This is a genomic window from Nitrosomonas ureae, from assembly GCF_001455205.1.
GTDB classification, from domain to species: Bacteria; Pseudomonadota; Gammaproteobacteria; order Burkholderiales; family Nitrosomonadaceae; genus Nitrosomonas; species Nitrosomonas ureae.
Genome location: NZ_CP013341.1, coordinates 2,504,538 through 2,522,822, shown reverse-complemented (window position 1 = coordinate 2,522,822; position 18,285 = coordinate 2,504,538). Strand labels below are relative to the sequence as shown.

General features: G+C 46.3%; 13 protein-coding genes and 1 pseudogene. 2 read left to right on the top strand and 12 right to left on the bottom strand.

What is annotated here, in order from left to right; translation table 11 throughout:
• Nucleotides 1-475 precede the first annotated feature (475 nt).
• Together ATY38_RS11620 and ATY38_RS11615 are read right to left on the bottom strand one after the other, a co-directional pair.
• Complete coding sequence (locus ATY38_RS11620) at nt 476-1,432, bottom strand: alpha/beta fold hydrolase (RefSeq protein ID WP_062559446.1); 957 nt, start codon at nt 1,430-1,432, stop codon at nt 476-478.
• A complete protein-coding gene (locus tag ATY38_RS11615; RefSeq protein WP_062559445.1) occupies nt 1,432-1,824 on the bottom strand; it encodes a hypothetical protein in 393 nt (130 codons plus the stop codon). The genes ATY38_RS11620 and ATY38_RS11615 overlap by 1 nt, the downstream gene beginning before the upstream one ends.
• Nucleotides 1,825-2,109: 285 nt before the next feature.
• Here ATY38_RS11615 and rlmKL point away from each other — a divergent pair, with 285 nt between their 5' ends.
• A complete protein-coding gene (gene rlmKL / locus ATY38_RS11610; RefSeq protein WP_062559444.1) occupies nt 2,110-4,305 on the top strand; it encodes a bifunctional 23S rRNA (guanine(2069)-N(7))-methyltransferase RlmK/23S rRNA (guanine(2445)-N(2))-methyltransferase RlmL in 2,196 nt (731 codons plus the stop codon).
• Between the two features lie 97 nt (nt 4,306-4,402).
• Here rlmKL and ATY38_RS11605 read toward each other — a convergent pair.
• The 10 genes and pseudogenes from ATY38_RS11605 to ATY38_RS11560 form a co-directional block, all read right to left on the bottom strand.
• Nucleotides 4,403-4,744: pseudogene (locus tag ATY38_RS11605) on the bottom strand (transposase); the annotation flags it as partial.
• 16 nt (nt 4,745-4,760) lie between these two features.
• A complete protein-coding gene (locus ATY38_RS11600; protein ID WP_062559443.1) occupies nt 4,761-5,834 on the bottom strand; it encodes an IS110 family RNA-guided transposase in 1,074 nt (357 codons plus the stop codon).
• A 268-nt stretch (nt 5,835-6,102) separates the two neighbouring features.
• Nucleotides 6,103-6,717 (bottom strand): IS3 family transposase, encoded by a 615-nt coding sequence (locus ATY38_RS11595; protein ID WP_062558875.1) that lies wholly within the window; start codon nt 6,715-6,717, stop codon nt 6,103-6,105.
• Nucleotides 6,717-7,037, bottom strand: a complete 321-nt coding sequence (locus ATY38_RS11590; protein ID WP_062558874.1) for a transposase — start codon at nt 7,035-7,037, stop codon at nt 6,717-6,719. The genes ATY38_RS11595 and ATY38_RS11590 overlap by 1 nt, the downstream gene beginning before the upstream one ends.
• Nucleotides 7,038-7,268: 231 nt before the next feature.
• Nucleotides 7,269-10,724, bottom strand: coding sequence for a tetratricopeptide repeat protein (locus tag ATY38_RS11585; protein ID WP_062559442.1), 3,456 nt, complete (start codon nt 10,722-10,724; stop codon nt 7,269-7,271).
• Nucleotides 10,725-10,842: 118 nt separating this feature from the next.
• Nucleotides 10,843-11,736, bottom strand: coding sequence for a hypothetical protein (locus ATY38_RS11580; RefSeq protein ID WP_062559441.1), 894 nt, complete (start codon nt 11,734-11,736; stop codon nt 10,843-10,845).
• A 15-nt stretch (nt 11,737-11,751) separates the two neighbouring features.
• Nucleotides 11,752-13,200: a CHASE2 domain-containing protein gene (locus ATY38_RS11575; RefSeq protein ID WP_062559440.1), complete on the bottom strand. Its 1,449-nt coding sequence runs from the start codon at nt 13,198-13,200 to the stop codon at nt 11,752-11,754.
• Nucleotides 13,201-13,234: 34 nt separating this feature from the next.
• Nucleotides 13,235-16,528 (bottom strand): tetratricopeptide repeat protein, encoded by a 3,294-nt coding sequence (locus ATY38_RS11570; protein WP_062559439.1) that lies wholly within the window; start codon nt 16,526-16,528, stop codon nt 13,235-13,237.
• 19 nt (nt 16,529-16,547) lie between these two features.
• On the bottom strand, nt 16,548-17,267 hold the full coding sequence (locus tag ATY38_RS11565; protein WP_062559438.1) for a hypothetical protein: 720 nt from the start codon (nt 17,265-17,267) through the stop codon (nt 16,548-16,550).
• 31 nt (nt 17,268-17,298) lie between these two features.
• Nucleotides 17,299-17,880, bottom strand: a complete 582-nt coding sequence (locus ATY38_RS11560; protein ID WP_062559437.1) for an RNA polymerase sigma factor — start codon at nt 17,878-17,880, stop codon at nt 17,299-17,301.
• A 75-nt stretch (nt 17,881-17,955) separates the two neighbouring features.
• On the opposite strand from ATY38_RS11560, the gene ATY38_RS11555 reads away from it, so the two are divergent.
• On the top strand, nt 17,956-18,285 hold the full coding sequence (locus ATY38_RS11555) for a CHAT domain-containing protein (protein ID WP_062559436.1): 330 nt from the start codon (nt 17,956-17,958) through the stop codon (nt 18,283-18,285).

Below are 18,285 nucleotides of genomic sequence, written 5' to 3'. Positions count from 1 at the left end.
TTTCCCTTTTTTATAGCGATCAAGCCTGAATGAATCCCGCCATATCGAAAAACTTACTTCTTAGCGGTACACAAGTTTAACTACAATCGCTTTTTCTCGCGTTATTGCCTTACTTCTCAGAGAGTTTCATCTATTACTCACAATTTCTGTGGATAACTTTGTGAATAACACTTTATTTAGTTGGCTAACTTAAATATTTCTAAAGGTTTTTCTTGAATTGATTAATAAGTTAACACTTTAATTATATAAAATTTATCATATAGTTATGATAAGTTTATCAGATTGGCATGAAGTTATTTATGATAGCAATTGTATCTTACTGAAATTGTGGACGACTCAGAATGTCAAGAAAAATTTAAGTGCGCGGAAAAACACGCACCCCAAGTAAAAACTGACTCGACAATCCTCAGATGAAACAGGGAGTTTTCACTGAATGACGGACAATAGTATGAGTCCGTTGCCGCGAGAGGTACTCCTATAATCTGGATGAAACATGACGCGTTTGTGCATCCAGAAATTGCTGTAAATAAGGTAATAACCTTGATGGCGCTTCCTCCTGCACAGCATGCCCAACATCGTTAAAGATAATCAGCTTCGAATTGGGCAAATTCTCATGCAGACGCTCACCAATGGCCAGAGGCACAATTTCATCATCCCTGCTCCATATGATTAAGGCAGGAAGCAGCAAACTCGAATAGTTTTCTGAGAATTGCTGTAAATCTGCCGGCAGCATTTGCCGCACGGTAGCGAGTGTTGCGTACTTTGCATTGGGCTTGGCGAGATTGTCTGCATAGTGATCAATGGTGCCCTGCGGAATAGCAGCATCATTAAAATACACTTTCTTCAGCAAGCTTTTCACCTGAACAGAATTTGGAATAGCATGGATCACCAGCGGCCCCAGTACCGGAGTAGCCAGCATTCTCACAAAACCAGGCAGTTCTTGCGGATATGCAATACTGTCTATCAACACCAGGCTGCGCTGCAGATTCGGATGTGAAGATGATAAATAGATCGATGCAGCCAAGGCTACTCCGCCACCGTAAGAATGCCCGATAATGTGAAGGTTCTTCAGGTTGTTTTCAAGGACGAAATTCCTTACTAATCGCGCCTGGTCATAAACGGAATAAGCGTTATCGCGCGGTTTGGGCGATTCGCCAAAGCCTTTCAGATCAATGGTGATTACCCGGTATTTCTGCGCCAGGGGTTCAACAATATGCCGCCAGCTATAACTGCTGGCGCCAAAACCGTGAATCAGAAGCACCGGATTCCCTTTACCCAGGCTTTTAGATGCCAATCGCAATTCACCCGCCTGTTCCGGATAACGATATTGCGACCAACCCGGAATATCCTTGTCCATGACGGCACAGCCGCCAAGACCGAAAATCATACCCAGAAAGGCAAAAACAAAAACGCTTATACGAGAATTTTTCATTAATTAAGAGACCGCATTAACATCACCATATCGAATAGGCCGCCAGCAGCAAAAGAAATGGCTCCGAAAATAGGCAATATCGCAATAATCCGGCAAGCTATTCTTAAATGCTCAGCTTCCTCCTTATTTTCTATCCTCATGTGGCGTGGAATTGAGAGGATCACATAGCTAATCAAACTAAGAAAAATGATATTTCCAATAGTAAGCGGGAGAAGATTGGTTAAATAGATTTCTATCGGGCCGAGTGTCTTCCCGGCACAGTATCCACACTCATCGATCAGTTCAAATATCAAGTCGCGCCGTGCATTAATGGTTTGAAAAAAACTCAGTGTCGTATTCACTGCACCCCACAAGGCTGCCAGCAAGACAATTGGAAGTCCCAATCGATCCATTTTTGCTCCTTTTCGACTCAGAGATTGAGGAAGTTTAAGCGGATCCACAAGCAACTGTACGTACATTGCATGATAGAGATTATCACGGCGATGTTTAAAAAGAAATTCGATCTCCTTTCAGAGGCAGGCAATAACAAATACCAAGCCCTCGCATTATCGAATGATTCGCCAAACTGCAGGAATCCAATCAATACTGAATGAATCCAGCCGCAGTTAAATAAAAAAATGCGCGACTACTGCACATTCAAGTATCCTACGCGGTTATTCCACAGTCAGTCACAAACTATGACGCAATATCAGCTCTTCGCCACCACGCCCAAAGCGATGGAAGGTATTCTCGCAAATGAAATCAGCGCTCTGGGTGGACACGATGTACATCAAAAATTGGCTGGTGTGGCTTTTCAGGGCGATCTGGCCATGGCATATAAAGCTTGTCTATGGCTACGCACCGCCAGCCGCGTTTTGTTATTACTTAACAGTTTTGAAGTGAATTCCCAACAGGATCTTTACGAGGGCATCCAACGCATCGACTGGTCCGAACATTTAGGTCCTGACGACAGTTTAGCGGTATCGTTCAGCAGCAAAAATAATCCGGCAATCGATAACACGCACTTTGGCGCACTGAAAGTCAAAGATGCCATCGTCGATCAAATGCGTGGCAAGTTTGGCAGCCGACCCAATGTCGATACCGCACACCCCAGCATTCGTGTCAATGTGTATCTGCATAACGAAATCGCACAGTTGAGCTTGGATTTATCCGGTGAAAGCTCGCATATGCGTGGTTATCGCGACATCACTATTGCAGCACCCCTCAAGGAGAATCTTGCTGCGGCCATTCTGCTGCGCGCAGGTTGGCCGGAATTCGCCCGGCAAGGAGGTTCACTGCTCGATCCGATGTGCGGTTCGGGAACTCTTTTGGTGGAAGGTGCGTTGATCGCGGGTGATATCGCACCGGGCTTGCAGCGCGATTATTACGGCTTTCTAGGCTGGAAGCAGCACGATGCTGCACTGTGGCAGAACATTCTAGAACAAGCCCGGCAGCGCCGTGAGATAGGTTTAGCCAAATTGCCGGTGATGGTTGGTTTTGACCAGGATCGTGATAGCGTCAATGCCGCGTTGCGGCATATTGAAAACGCAGGATTATCCGGCAAGATCCACATTGAAAAACGGAATATCATCGATGCATCTGCCGCGACAAGTTGGCCTCATGGATTGATTGTTTGCAACCCACCGTATGGTGAACGTCTTGGCGATGAAGAACAAGCCGGAATGTTATACCGAGAATTTGGCGAAGTATTGAAACAACGCTTTACCGGTTGGCAAGCCGCAATCATTATTGGCAATCCGGAGCTGGGCTTCCGATTGGGCATACGTTCGCACAAACCGATCACGCTTTTTAATGGCGCACTGGAATGCAAGTTGTTGCGCTTGACCATTGAGGAAAAAGCTTTTTTTGAACCGAAAGCCAAATCCCAGCAGGAACGCATCGAATTTATCCATCGCCGCGCCCAGGCCGGGCAACCCGACAGTCGAGCGGAAATGTTCGCCAACCGATTACATAAGAACCTGAAAAAACTGACCAAGTGGGCCAAACAAAATCAAGTCCATTGTTATCGCCTGTACGATGCTGATCTCCCCGAATATGCGGTGGCTGTGGATATTTATCAAGGCGAGAGAATCTGGGTCAATGTTCAGGAATATGAATCTCCCCGATCTGTCGACCCCGCCAAAGCCAATCAGCGGCTGGCCGGAGTGCTGGCGGAAATACCCAAAGTGCTGGAAATTCCTGCCGAACAAGTGTTCTTGAAAATTCGCCGCAAACAGAAAAACACCGATCAATATGAAAAACAGGGAGATTCCCGCCGCTTTCATGTGATTGAAGAAGGTGGATGCAAGTTTTGGGTGAATTTTGAGGACTATCTGGACACCGGCCTGTTTCTTGATCACCGCGCAATGCGCTTACTGATTCAACAACAAGCCAAAGGTAAACGTTTCTTGAATTTATTCGCTTACACCGGCAGTGCTACCGTACATGCAGTAATCGGCGGTGCGATATCGAGTCTCACGGTGGATATGTCCAATACTTATCTGGATTGGGCCAGGCGCAATTTTCATCTCAATGGTATCAGCGACGAACACCAACTGATTCGGGCCAATTGCTCGGAGTGGCTGGCGCAACAAGCGCAAGCAAAACATAAACAACAATTTGACCTGATCTTTCTCGATCCCCCTACCTTTTCCAATTCCAAAAAAATGGATGAGATCTTCGATATCCAGAAAGATCATATACCACTGATCCGTAATACCGCGGCCCTACTGGCACCCAAAGGAACCTTATATTTCTCGACCAATTTCCGCCGTTTCAAATTGGACCAGGAAGCATTAAGCGATCTTATCATCGAAGATATCAGCACCAAGATGATCCCCGAGGATTTTGCGCGCAACGCCAGAATACATTATTGCTGGAGAATATCTCGCTGATCAAATTTCATCAGCAATAGCGCCACAAGAGTTATTGAGAAAAAAACCTGCATGAACAATCAATTCTGGAGTTGTCCCCTTTTGGCGGACATTTTTTTCATGGAGTCGAGAGAGTCTCGACCTGTGAAAGCGGATTGCAGTTTATCGCGATTTTATTTTTCTCATTCAGTTTTCTCTCAAAATTGTTTGGTGATAAGTATCCCAGGCCGGAATGCCTGCGAGTTGGGTTGTACCATGACTCGATCCAGGTGAATATGGCCAGCCTTGCTTCAGTTTTATTTTTCCAGGAGCGCCTATCGATCAATTCACATTCCAGGCTGGCAAAAAAGCTTTCAACCATTGCATTGTCATAAGCATCACCCACACTTCCCATGGAGGGATGCACACCCATTTCCCTGCATCGCTTGCCGAATTCAACACTGGTGTATTGACTGCCCTGGATGCCCTTCTAAATGTCAAGCAGCAATTTGGATACTATTGATAAGATTGTTGCGTTTTTTCAGAATGTAATAAACTTCTCGCGCAATATAGCGTTTAAGGCACCGCAGCGCCTCAAGTTTCGTATGCCCTTGTGTCAAACTTTTATCAACGTACTCTTTAGTTTTATTGTCCGTCCTCAGTCGTCCAATAGCGATAATATGCAGTGCACTATTAGCGGCTCTGTCACCGCCGCGATTCAATCTGTGTCTATTGACCTTGCCCGAGGAAGCAGGAATTGGATTTACACCGCATAATGCGGCAAAGCTAGCTTCGGATTTTAATCGATCCGGATTGTCTCCCGCGGTAATGAGTAATTGTGCAGCAGACTCATAACCAATGGCTTTACCTGCAATCAGATCGGGAGCAAGTTCATCAACTATGGCTGAGATCATGACATCCCGATCCGCAATCTCATCATGCAATTCCAGATATCGCCGTGCAAGAGATTTCAATGCGATTTTGTATGCAGTTGATATATTACGATACCCGCCCAGATCTGGCCGCCAAGTGACAAGAGTACGGATTAATTGCATGCGAGTCAGTGCACGGAGCGGTTCCCGAATCGACTCTGGTGCGGAAATAATATTCATTTGGATCATTTGGAGTGCGATACGTCTAGCTGCAATGGCAGTCTTCCTACATACCTTTAGAACTCGTAACGACTCCACCATGCCATCTCGTGTTTTAGGTGTGACGGTTCGTATTCCAGCAAATGCAGCATGGGCCGCATTTTCCGCATCGATTGTATCGTTCTTGCCGCGTCTGCGTCGATCCATTTTATCAGGTGAGGTAACTTCTAAAATTTCGACGTCAAACTGCTGCAGATACCTTAGCAAACCCGCACCATAAGTCCCAGTGCATTCTATTCCAATGCGCTTGACCTCACCAAAAGATTGCATCCAATTCATCAGCATTGATTTGTATCCTTGCCGTGTTGTGGAGAAAGAATTACTGGCAAGCACTCGATCGTAAGTATCGACTACGGCTGCGAAATGTATGTCTTTGTGGGTATCAACTCCTCCAACTATGCCATGATGATTGTCATCCATTCTCAGCTCCCTATTTTTGAATGATGTTATTGATAGGGATTCACCGAAACCGATTGCCGGGACAAGACAGTAATGAGATAAGCGATCAGGCCCTTCTTGGGTCACAGACAATGGCGAGGTGAAACCTCACCGATAGATATTGCCAAATAACCGACAGATCCAGGGAATGACACTATTGACGGTCTATCGCTCTGAGAGTCAGGAAACTTGGCAATTCTTACGGTACCAGAATTCCAATAATTACTCATTCAATAATTGAGTCAAATCATTATTGAAATCTGGTGCAAGTATTCTTACTATCGCTATGGTGAATCACTTTGCCCGGTTTACGAGTGATTAACGCCATGTTCAACGCACTGATCACCAGGCTTGCTGTCATGGTTTCACCGAAAGACCAGCCCACTACCTTACGGCTGAATACATCGATGACCACGGCCAGGTACAGGAACCCTGCCCAGGTAGGAATGTAAGTCATGTCCGCAACCCATAGTTGATTGATGCTAGCTGCCTTGAAATGGCGTTGCACTAAATCCGGTGCAGGGCGGTCACGCTTATTCCGATGAGTCGTGATCACAAAGCCTCGCCTGCGACTCACCCCTTTAATTCCAGCTTCACGCATCAATCTGCCTACGCGCTTATGATTGACCCTGACTCCACGATCGGCTAATTCAACGGTAATGCGGGGGCGGCCATACGTACAATCGCTGGTACGGTATATGGCCATGATCTGCTCGATCAATCGACAGTTGGTAATGGCCCGTCGGCTGGGTGTGCGTTTTGCCCAGTCATAGTAACCGCTGTGCGATACACCGAGTGTCTCGCATAGAACACGAGCCGGAAATTGGGCCCGGTTTGCCTTGATTAATTGGTACACCTTCCCCATCAATCCTTGTTGTTTGCAAACCAGGCCGTAGCCTTTGCCAATATGTCACGCTCCATCTCCACACGCTTGAGCTTCTTACGCAATTCCAGCAGTTCCTGCCGTTCGTTGGCACTCAAGGAAGCAACACTCGATGTCGCAGCGAAAGCAATTGCCTGGCTTGATCTAATTGGTACACCTGCTGCTCGACACCAGGTTTGTATCGAAGTGTAGTGGCATCCAAATTCCTTGGATAATTGCTTGGGGCATTTGCCTAATGCTACCAATTCCACCATCTGCTGACGAAACTCAGGTGGGTAAGCAGGTTTGTAGTTTTGTGTCATATTTCTTCTCCTTTAAACAGAACATAATGTGTCCGTTCAAAGGGGGCAACTCCAACTCCACAACTAATAATCAACACTCGGCCGTAACCAACGAGATATTGAGCACGCTCCTCAATCTGCTAGTTCTTAACGAGCTTCCGTCCCAAGTCGCATAAAATGAAACCCGGGGATAAAATATCATTCAAGAACGCCAGAATATTATCCATGGAATCGCGCCGCCTTGTTGATATTTCACAACCAATTACCCATCAACACAAACGGTGCCCAGTAATAGGGCTGGGAGAATTTATCGCCGCTGGTAATCATTGAAAGTTGTGCTTGACGCAGGGCTTCTGCTTTGGTGAGTTTGTTTTGCTCGCGGAGTTGATAAAAGCTTTTCATAAAAAAGCTGGTGCTCTCATCAATCACCGGCCATAAAGTCGCCATGACTGACTTGGCCCCCAGTTCCTGTACTAATACGCCGAAGCTTTCGATTTCGGCGCCGTTGGATAGTGCGTTGTCTTCACCCATTGCGGTATCGCAAGCCGATAACGTAACCAGATCAGCGCCGGAGAAATCAAGATTTTCATCGTACACTTCGGCCATGGTCAAAATAGTATTTTGACCGAGTAACAGAAACGAACGGCTGTTATCGCCGGGGCGCAGTTCAAAATGGCTGCCGATATGAATAACCGGGCTCGGTTGCTCGCGCGTCAGAACTTGAGTCAGTTTTTGTTTACTGAACGCCTCATCGAGATAAATTTCTCCCGGTAACAAGCCTGCTTCCTTCTCGTTCTGACGGATAAGGGTCTTCAGCTCAGTAGCCACAAATGGCAAAGAAACAAAATTGATAGGTTTTAGGGTGACAGGGTCGACAACATCAGCTGCCTGACTGACGCCAAAGCCTGAAATTTGCCAATTCGGTTGCGGACGAATATTCAGATCGGTGCGTGCAGCCAGTGTCTGAAAGTTAATCGCATAGCGCTCGATCAGAAACTGTTGGCCATCAAATAAAGCGGCAAACGGCAGGTAGCGCAATATGCCGTCCAGCGAGACCATCAATGTTTGCGCATTGGCGGCAGCCAATTCATCCGCTACCGGGGAGATCAGCAGCGCATAGAGTTCTTCACTAAGCGCTTTGTTATCGACCTGTTCCTGCTGCCTTAAAAGAGCCTGGCGCATCGCGCCGACTTTACGCCGCAATGTTGCGAGTTTGATCTCGCTGTTGCGTGTTAACTGTTTATCCGGCGTAGTCAGAATGATTCTGACCCCGTCGTCCATCAAAAGGTAATGCAATGATACAGCGCCATGCCCCAGTTCTTTTAAACTGCGGCGCAGACGGTTAGACCGCTGCAAAATATCCTTTTCCACATGAAGCTTGTACTCCGGATTGCCTTGCCATGCGCTCAAAGAGGTGTTGATCTGCATCAAACCTTGCCCAAAAGCCATTTTGCGTATTTTAAGCCGTTGCTGCAATTCGTTCAGCCGCTTCTGTTCAACTTCCACGCCTGCACGCACTTGTTTTTCGGTTTCTTGCCATACCATACCTACTTCACGCAGATCGTTGCTGAGCTGCTGATAATGTTGACAGTGCTCTTCTTCCCAACGGGTACAGATCGTGCGCGTATTCAGCATTTTGGCTGCAGACTGATTGCGGCGTAGATACTGATAGTGTTCTTCCTCTTTCAGCATGGCCAGCACTTGTTCAGCTTCGGCCAGACGCCCTGCTTCTAATAGCCAGTCGGCAACGGTGCGATAGCTCGATTCCTTGCTTTTAAGAAAGCTTTTGCGTAGTTCATCACTCAGTTGCCGGTTGGATTCCCGGCTGGCCTGCAAAACATTGATGGCCCGCTTACCGTAAAAAATGGCGCGTGTTGTTTGATCAAGGGCGCGCTGTAGTTTTGCGTAATTGAGTAAAACCACGGCGGTATCTGGATGGCTTTCTCCTAGCAGTTGCTCAGTAATAGCCAATGACTGCTGATAATAATCTAGGGCCTGCAGATATTGGCTCAGGCTAGTGTACACACGACCCAGATTGTTCAAGCTACTCGCTTCGCCATTGCGGTCACCGAGTTCACGCACAATTGTCAATGACTGCCGATAATAATCCAGCGCCTGCGGATATTGGTCCAGACTAGTGTACACATTGCCCAGATTGTTCAAGGTATCCGCTTCGCCATTGCGCTCACCGATTTTACGCCTAATTGCCAGTGACTGCTGATGATAATTCAGTGCCTGCGGATATTGGCCCAGACTTTTATACACAATGCCCAGGTTATTCAAGCTATTCGCTTCGCCATTGCGGTCACCGAGCTCACGCTTGATTGCCAATGACTGCTGATAATGATCCAGCGCTTGCGGGTATTGACCCAGACTTTTATACACAATGCCCAGGTTATTCAAGCTATTCGCTTCGCCATTGCGGTCACCGAGCTCACGCTTGATTGCCAATGACTGCTGATAATGATCCAGCGCTTGCGGGTATTGACCCAGACTCGCATACACATTGCCAAGGCCAATCAGGTTATTTGCTTCGCCATTGCGGTCACCGAGCTCACGCTTAATTGCCAATGACTGCTGATAATGATCCAGCGCTTGCGGGTATTGGCCCAGACTTTGATACACATTGCCCAGATTGTTCAAGGTATCCGCTTCGCCATTGCGGTCACCGATTTTACGCCTAATTGCCAGTGACTGCTGATGATAATCCAGCGCCTGCGGGTATTGGCCCAGCCTTTCATACACATTGCCCAGGTTACCCAGGTTACCCGCTTCGCCATTGTGGTCACCGAGTTTACGGTCAATGGCCAATGACTGCTGATGATAATCCAGCGCCTGCGGGTATTGGCCCAGATTTTGATACACAAGTCCCAGATTGCTCAGGCTATTCGCTTCGCCATTGCGGTTACCGAGCTCACGCTTGATTGTCAATGACTGCTGATGATAATCCAGCGCTTGCGGGTATTGACCCAGACTCGCATACACATTGCCAAGGCCAATCAGGTTATTTGCTTCGCCATTGCGGTCACCGAGTTTACGCCTAATTGCCAGTGACTGCTGATGATAATCCAGCGCCTGTGGGTATTGACCCAGACTTTCATACACAATGCCCAGGTTGCTTTGGAACATAGATTGCCAATCGTTTTGCTTCTGAGTACTGGCGATTTCCAATCCTTGCTGATACTGTTGCAGAGCTTCTTTGAAGTGAGATTGACGATAGGCCTCATTCCCCCTTTTGCGCAGAAACTGCATTTGTTGCGTCGATAATTCGGCTTGGCTTGGGATTAAGGAAACAATCTGTACACCGATTCGGTCACCCTTAAGAACTGCATTGTGCAGTTCACGATTGCGAAGATAAGTTAATGTTACCACCTCGTTTTCAGCCTTCGTTCCAGTAAGTTCAATGAGGTGTTCGTATGAATCCAGAAACGTATTGTCATATGTCAGCAGGATATCTCCCGATTTTAATCCTGCTCTTTCCCCCTGACCACCGGGTACAACATCTGTAACCAGAACACCTTTGGCTTCGCCAAACAGTTCATGATGAGATTGTCTGAAAGATCTGGCCTGCTCCAGCATGGCTTGCTGAGGATCGGCAGCCTCGACCTGTGCATTGCCGTTATTGCCTGCATCAAGAATTTCTGACTCTGCTTGAACGATCCCGCACAGGAACACTAAAAGCAAGATGCAAATCAAATTTGGGTTCATTTTTCACTTTGCTCGATTGCTATTTGATTTGTTCAATTTCCGGCATATTCCGTATCCAGCCGTCTTCTGTTTTTCCAGAAAATAAACGTTATTTTCCACTACTGCTTTATGAGGTGGGCTATTTACTAATTGATTCAGGGACGTGCCCCATCAGAATACCCTGCCTGAAATCCCGCAAACCATACCGATGCGCCCATTGCAACGACTGAAACAACCATTTTGGTTCACTCGCGAGTGCCAATGTAGCGTAACGTTGTTTAACTTTTTCCGGCACATGGCTGGCATGAATTTTATGATAAAGCGCGGGTACTTTGTCAGATTGCACGACAGTCAGTGCAATATACGAAGACGAACTGTCACCGAGAACTTCAAGCCCATAATTTCCAACCGGAAACGTGATGTCTGTAAGTGTTATGTGATTATGCTGAATATTAATTTGTTCGGTGATGATATTGTCGTTTTTGTCGAGCAATCGAACGCGGTAGGGTGGCTCTCCACCGCTCCAGTAGACTGTCAGGGCATCCAATCCCGCTATGAGGTAATTTTTATGATCGGAAGCACCCAAAATCAGAACCGGCGCACCACCGCGTGATGTTAATGACCGAGTCGATTTTTTTTCTTCTGATACTTTCTCAAACCATTTTTCACCGAGCGCGATCATGTTTTCAATAAAATCAGGTGGCGTACTTGACTCTGGCACTCTGAATACGCCTTTTTTTTGTGTGAGGATGAATTGCTTGTTATTTTCAGGATCGTTCTGTTCCAGATGGATTTCACCGGTTTCGCTGAGTACGCGAAGTTCATCGCCTGTGCGCAACAACATTTGCGTTTCGATTGTTAATTCACTTCCTTGCCGCACCAAGCGGTATTCTTCGGGCTCGCCGGTAAAATCATCAATCCAGAATGCCGCCCAGAGTGTTTGCGGTATGAATATACTCACCAGTAGAACCAGCAGCGATTGAATCAGTTTTTGTCTGAATTGATCGCAATACAATCTGTTGTTTTTAATCATTTTACCATCTCTGTATCAATGTTTTCCCGAGTTGTTCAATCGATTGCGGATCGCGATATTTTCTTCATATTGCGCAATGAATTGATGAAATTGCATTCCAAGCAAAGGAACCGCAAAATCGATCCACAGACCGTATTTAAAAAAATAGAAACTGAGCGGTAACAGAATAATGATGATGACAGTGCCCGTTACCAATGTTCCTTTCATACTGTTATAACGCGCAAAAGCCCAACTCATCAGGATAATTAATCCCAGTTCTAAAACCCACTTGATAACACTATGCGGCGGTGCAATCTGGCCATACAAATGCAGCGATTTGATTGCATTGAGAATAATCATTGCTCCCGGCATTTCTCCAAGCGGCGTTTGATACAAATCACGGCTGTCGCTGTAACTGGCGCCAATGATGACAATGCGGTTTTGCACCAGGTCATTTGATGGAATTCTTGTGGCCTCGGTAATTTTGTACACAGGACGTTGCCAAAACTCATCCGTTGTTGTTTTTTGCCATGGCAAAGTATAGATGATGCGTTCACCTATGCGCTGGTGCTCATTGGCATCAAGTTTGATTCGTTTGTCCGCATAATACAATTCACCCTTGAGGTGTTGCTCTGTTTCTTCGATGGCATCGCAAGAATCCGGCAATTGTTTTTCCAGTTGCGCGATAACCTGCTTGAATTCTTCCGGAGCACTTAAATAAACATCGATCAACAGTTGAAAAGCGGGGGCAATGGCAGGCAGCCCGTCCAGGCAACCTATTGCAACCAGGTGCCAGTAGCGGACAACCTGATCAGAGGCGCTGGCTCTAAATAATGGCTGCACCCAGTGTATATTCTTGCCGAGTTCATGGCTATCCAGAAACGAGGAGCGAAAATAATAGTCTTTTTGACCGGTGAATTTGGACTCGGGATAAAAGCCGCGCAACAGGAACAGGGGTGGATATTCTGCTTTGTATTGCTGGAGAAAAGTAATCAACGATGTATCATTAGCTGAAGGTTTAGCCAGTTCTACGTCCAGCACAATCGCTTGGGCACCTCCTTTGGCTGCATATGAAATCAAATGTTCAAGCTTATCGCGTGGAATATGAAAGGGTTCCTCCCAGGTGCGGTAAGTGTCTTCATCGATATCCAGAAAGGTAAATTCCAGTGGTCTTGATTTATTCGGAATCTGCGCCATTCTGGGCGTATTCTGGTTAATGAACATCATACTATCCATCGCCCAATTTTCCGCTTGTGAAATCCAATGGGTATGATGTGCAACATGCAAACCAACGGCAATAGCGACACCCACGACAAAATTACTGATGAAATGCTTCCGGAATTTAGGCATTTGCTGCCACCGTCTATGCACGGGATGGAATCTAACTGCAATCCATCCTTTCGTAGCATGAAACAGTCTGACAAAACCGCCAAGCATATATACAAAGATATAGCGTAACATAGTCAGCTTGATCAACCACTTCATGATGATTTTCTTTTTTTAAGGATTCAGTGTGGAGTTATAACCAGTTACCCATCATCACAAAGGGTGCCCAGAAATACGGGTGGCGAAAATCATGTCCGCCTTCCTTGGCCTTTAAGTCGCCTTTGAGCATTGCAATTTGCGCCTGACGTAGCGCTTCGGCTTTGCTTATTTGCATGTTTTCACTGCGCAACCGGTAGAGGCGTTTCATCAACAACCCCGTGCTTTCATCTTCCACCCGCCACAGACTGGCCAGCACACCATTTGCTCCTCGCAATTGCGCCATCACAGCAAAGCTCTCGACTTCACCACCCGTGCCTTTATCGCCAACCGCTGTGTCACAGGCAGACAATGTCAACAGATCGACGCCATGCAGCTTGAAAGCCGCCTGCCGCCGGAATTCATCCAGACTCAACTGATCGCCATCGCCCAGTAGCAGCGTCGACAAACTGCCATCGCCTGGTTGCAATTTAAAGTGACTGGCGATATGCAATACCGGAAAACCGGCTCGAATGACTGATTTAAACGACTCGCGATTAAATGCCTTGTCCAGGTGAATCTCCCCTGGCAAAACACCTAATGGATCATTGTCATTTTGGCGGATAATATTTCTGAGCTCAGTGGGAACACCTGGTAACGCTTCAAATCCCGGATGCGCCTGGCTCACGCCCAAACCCGCAGCACGCCAGGCACTGACATTGTTTTCGTGCAGATTATTATGCGCAGCAGCAGTATAGAGACTTAGATTATATTTCTCGATCAGGAATTGCTGGCCGTCATGAAGGGTTGCCAGCGGTATATAACGTAAGACACCGTCCAGTGACCACATCAGAGTTTTGGCCTGAGTTTGCTGCAGGTCCTTTTCCAATGGTTTCACTAGATGGTCATACAATTCCTGCGCCAGTGGTACCGGATTGCTGCCGGGATGTTTTAATGCATTGCGGAAACGTTTGACGAGATCATTCAGATCTTTTTCTGTAATAGCGGATTCCCTTGCCAACTGCACTTCGGGTGTTGTCAATATCAGATGCAATTTATCTATGGTTGCCACGGTCGTGATGATCACGGATTGATGTCTGCGCAGCAAATCCTGTTGCCGCTCCAGTTGAGCTAGCTGACGCTCGCCAAATTCTACCGCTTTATCACCGCCCACCTGTTTGAAATATCCTTCCAAGCTGGATAATAAATTGAGAAAGACACCCTGCGCTTGCTCCAGTTCTTTTTCGATCTCAGCCAAACGAATTTTGGCTTGTTCGTCAATCTGGCTTAATTTCTCAAGATTGTCATATTCCTTACCCAGGGAAACTAATTGATTGCTGAATTGCTCGATCTGCTTGACGATACCGCTTTCAACCTGCGTATAACCCACCTGAATCGTACGCATGTCGTCCTTGCCATCGCGCTGGATAAAATCAAAATATTCCTCTTCCTTCAGCATGGCCATGACTTGTTCGGCTTCGGAGAGACGGCCTTGTTCAATCAACATCTTTGCCAGACCGTGATAAACAAATGTTTTATCTACCAGAAAGCTAAGTTGCAGATTTTGCTGCAATGTTAAATTACCTGTACGCAACCCTTGCAAAGCATTCACGGCCTGCTTAGCTGCCATTATAGCCGCGTGAATCTGATCAAGTTGATAGGAAGCGCTTGCAATGCCATACCAAATACGCCAAAGTGATTCCGGCACCGTTGTGATATGCGTGAGGATATTCATTGCCTGACGGTAGGCATCCAGTGCCTGCTGATATTGGCCAAGATTTTTATACACAGTGCCCAAGCCGTTCAGGCTATTTGCTTCGCCATTGCGGTTACCTATTTCACGATATAGGTACAATGACTGCTTATAATGATCCAGCCCCTGCGGGTATTGGCCCAGACTGTCATACACATTGCCCAATCCAATCAGATTACTTGCTTCGCCATTGCGGTCACCAATTTCACGGTAAATGTTCAATGAATGCTTATAATGATCAAGTGCCTGCGGATATTGACCCAGATGATAATACACACTACCCAAGTTGTTCAGGCTAGTCGCTTCGCCATTGCGGTCACCAATTTCACTCCTAATTAACATTGCCTGCTGATGATAATCCAATGCCTGCGGGCTTTGTCCCAGAGTTTCAAACAAGAGGCCTAAGTTGTTCAGGCTTCCCGCTTCGCCATGTCGGTCACCGATTTCATTCCTAATTACCAATGCCTGCTGAAAATAATCCAGCGCTAGCGGGTATTGGCCCTGATTGTAATACCAGAGGCCTAAGTTGTTCAGGCTTCCCGCTTCACCATGGCGGTCACCGATTTCACGTTTTATTACCAATGACTGCTGAAAATAATCCAGCGCCTGGGGATATTGACTCAGAATTTCATACACAGCGCCCAAGCCAATCAAGCTATTCGCTTCACCATTGCGGTCACCGATCTCACGCTTAATTATTAATGACCGTTGAAAATAATCCAGCGCCTTATTGTATTGGCCCAGAATTTCATACACATTGCCCATATTGTTCAGGCTTCCCGCTTCGCCATGTCGGTCACCGATTTCAATCCTAATTACCAATGCCTGTTGATGATATTCCAGCGCCTTCGTATATTGGCCCAGCATTACATACACATTGCCCATGTTGTTCAGGCTTCCCGATTCGCCACGTCGGTCACCGATTTCATTCCTAATTACCAATGCCTGCTGATGGTAATCCAACGCTTGCGGGTATTGGCCCAGACTTTTATACACTACGCCCATGCCGTCCTGGAAATAAGATTGTTCAGCTTTTAGCTTCTTAGTACTCGCCATTTCCAGCCCTTGCTTAAACTGTTGCAAAGCTTCATTGAAGCGAGATTGATGATGGGCCTCATTCCCTTTTTCAAGTAGAAACTGCATTTGTTGCGTCGATAATTCTGCTTCATTAGGGATTAAGGAAAGAATGTGTACACCGATTCGGCCGCCCTTAAGAACAGAATTGTGCAGTTCACGATTGCGCTGATAAGATAATGTTACCGCCTCGTTTTCATCCTTCGTTCCGGTAAGTTCAAAGAGGTGTTCGCGTGAATTCAAAAACGTATTGTCATAGGTCAGCAGGATATCTCCCGATTTTAATCCCACTTTTTCACCTTGGCTGCCGGGTACAACATCTGTGACCAGAACACCTTTGGCTTCGCCAAACAGTTCAGGATGCGATTGTCTGAAAGACCTGGCCTGCTCCAGCATCGCTTGCTGCGGATCGGCTGCTTGAGCTTGCGAGTTGTCACTATGAACTGTTATTGATGTTTTCTGCCCGGTTTGCGCACATCCGAACAGAAGCAAAATGAGCAATAGGTGGATCCATACCGTTTTCATATCTGAATTCACTCCATGATTATTGATTTTGTTTGATTTCCGGGGCAATTTGTATCCAGCCGTCTTCTGCCTCTTTAAGACGCCATTGCTGTAAAAATGTCAGGATATTTTGTTCGGGTTCAAAGGGGATATAAATTTCCAATTTCCAGTCGGATTTGTCGTCGGCTTCCAATGGTGTGAAGCGGTAAGCAACGTTGAGTGCTTTTAGTTGTTCGATCAGTTGCCTAGCGGTCTCCCGGCTTTGGCGGTGTGAGTCAACCGGTATAGGTTGCGTAACCATTTCGCTGCGGAAGCGAGGGAGTTCCTTAAAGTTGGTTGAGGTCTGCGGCAATAGCGGTTCATCCGGGGATGGAATAACAATCCAGAGTGTCAAAGAGATCACCAAAACGGCAGCTGCAGAAATGAAAGCCCCTGCCGGAAAATTGAAGGAACGGAACCATTTTGTTTGCGCATACGGTTTCGATTCATCTAACAAATTTTCTTTTTTTAAACGTTTTAAAAGTCGATCTAATTCTTTTGATTGATCCGATTCACTATGAATCGTCTTGTCTGTTTTTAATTCTTCCTGATACTTTTGTAAAATCGCTTCGCGTAGTGCCTCGGCTTCTGCACGCACAACAGGATCGGCGTCATGCACCGTTCGTTCTGCAAGAATATCCTGCCAGTCCTGTTCCAGCTTTGAGTCAGGCGATTGTGGTGAATCCGATGAGCCCTGATCTGCGTTTGTTTTCTCTGTCATAACAAGATTAGATGCTTTTTTAGAAATTTAGTCAGGGTGTGAGGAAATCAAAACATGGTTTCAAAAATGGTCGCAGTTTTTTACGCGATTGCGATAGATATTCACGGGTAGCTGCTATTGTGCGGCCAAGAAAGCTGCTCATTTCTTCGATCGTCCATCCGTAAATCGCAAACAGTGTTAGTGCATGCGCGCGCTCTTGGTGTTGTTGACTAAAACGTTCAAAAGCCTCATGTACACACTTCTTCAGTTCATCCTGGTCGGAATTGTGGGCTGAATTAATTGGAACATTTTCAATCAGATTTTCATCGAACTCTATTTCACTGACGTGATTGCCAGATTTTCGATATTCGCTGATAAGCCTATTGCGGGCTATTGTCCATATCCATGCACTGAATGCGCCTTCATGGCGGTAGCTGTCTATATTGTGTATTACTTGAATAAAAACGTCCTGCAATAAATCTTCAGCCTGCGCTAATGATTTTCCATTCCGCATATAATAACGCTTCATTTGAGGAGCGTATTTTCGGTAAAGCGTTGAGATACCTTCAGCGCGTTGTTTCCCACCAGCGCGGATTTGCAAAACACAGTCCAATTCTTGTTGTTCTTGTTTCATAATTCTATGAAATATTGTTTGTATTTTTACATTTGGGGTTATCTGAGATTTAGGTAAGGATTGTGTCGTAATTTATTGCTTGATTGCAAGCAATTGATTGATGTTGCGAACACCAGCTTTGTGAATATCGGCAGCAATTTTGAACTTCGTCCCGGCGATAATAGCCGTTCGTTTCTGTTACTCGGTAAAAACACTATTCTGACCATGGCCGAAGTGTACGATGAAAACCTGGATTTCTCCGGCGCCGATCTGGTTACGTTATCGGCTTGCGATACCGCAATGGGTGAAGACAACGCATTACCCCGCATCTTACCTCACAAACGGATTGACGGAAAATATTCAGACAGGCTATCAAAAAGATTGAATAGCGGTATCATTAAGTCATCAGACTTCCTACCCAGGTAA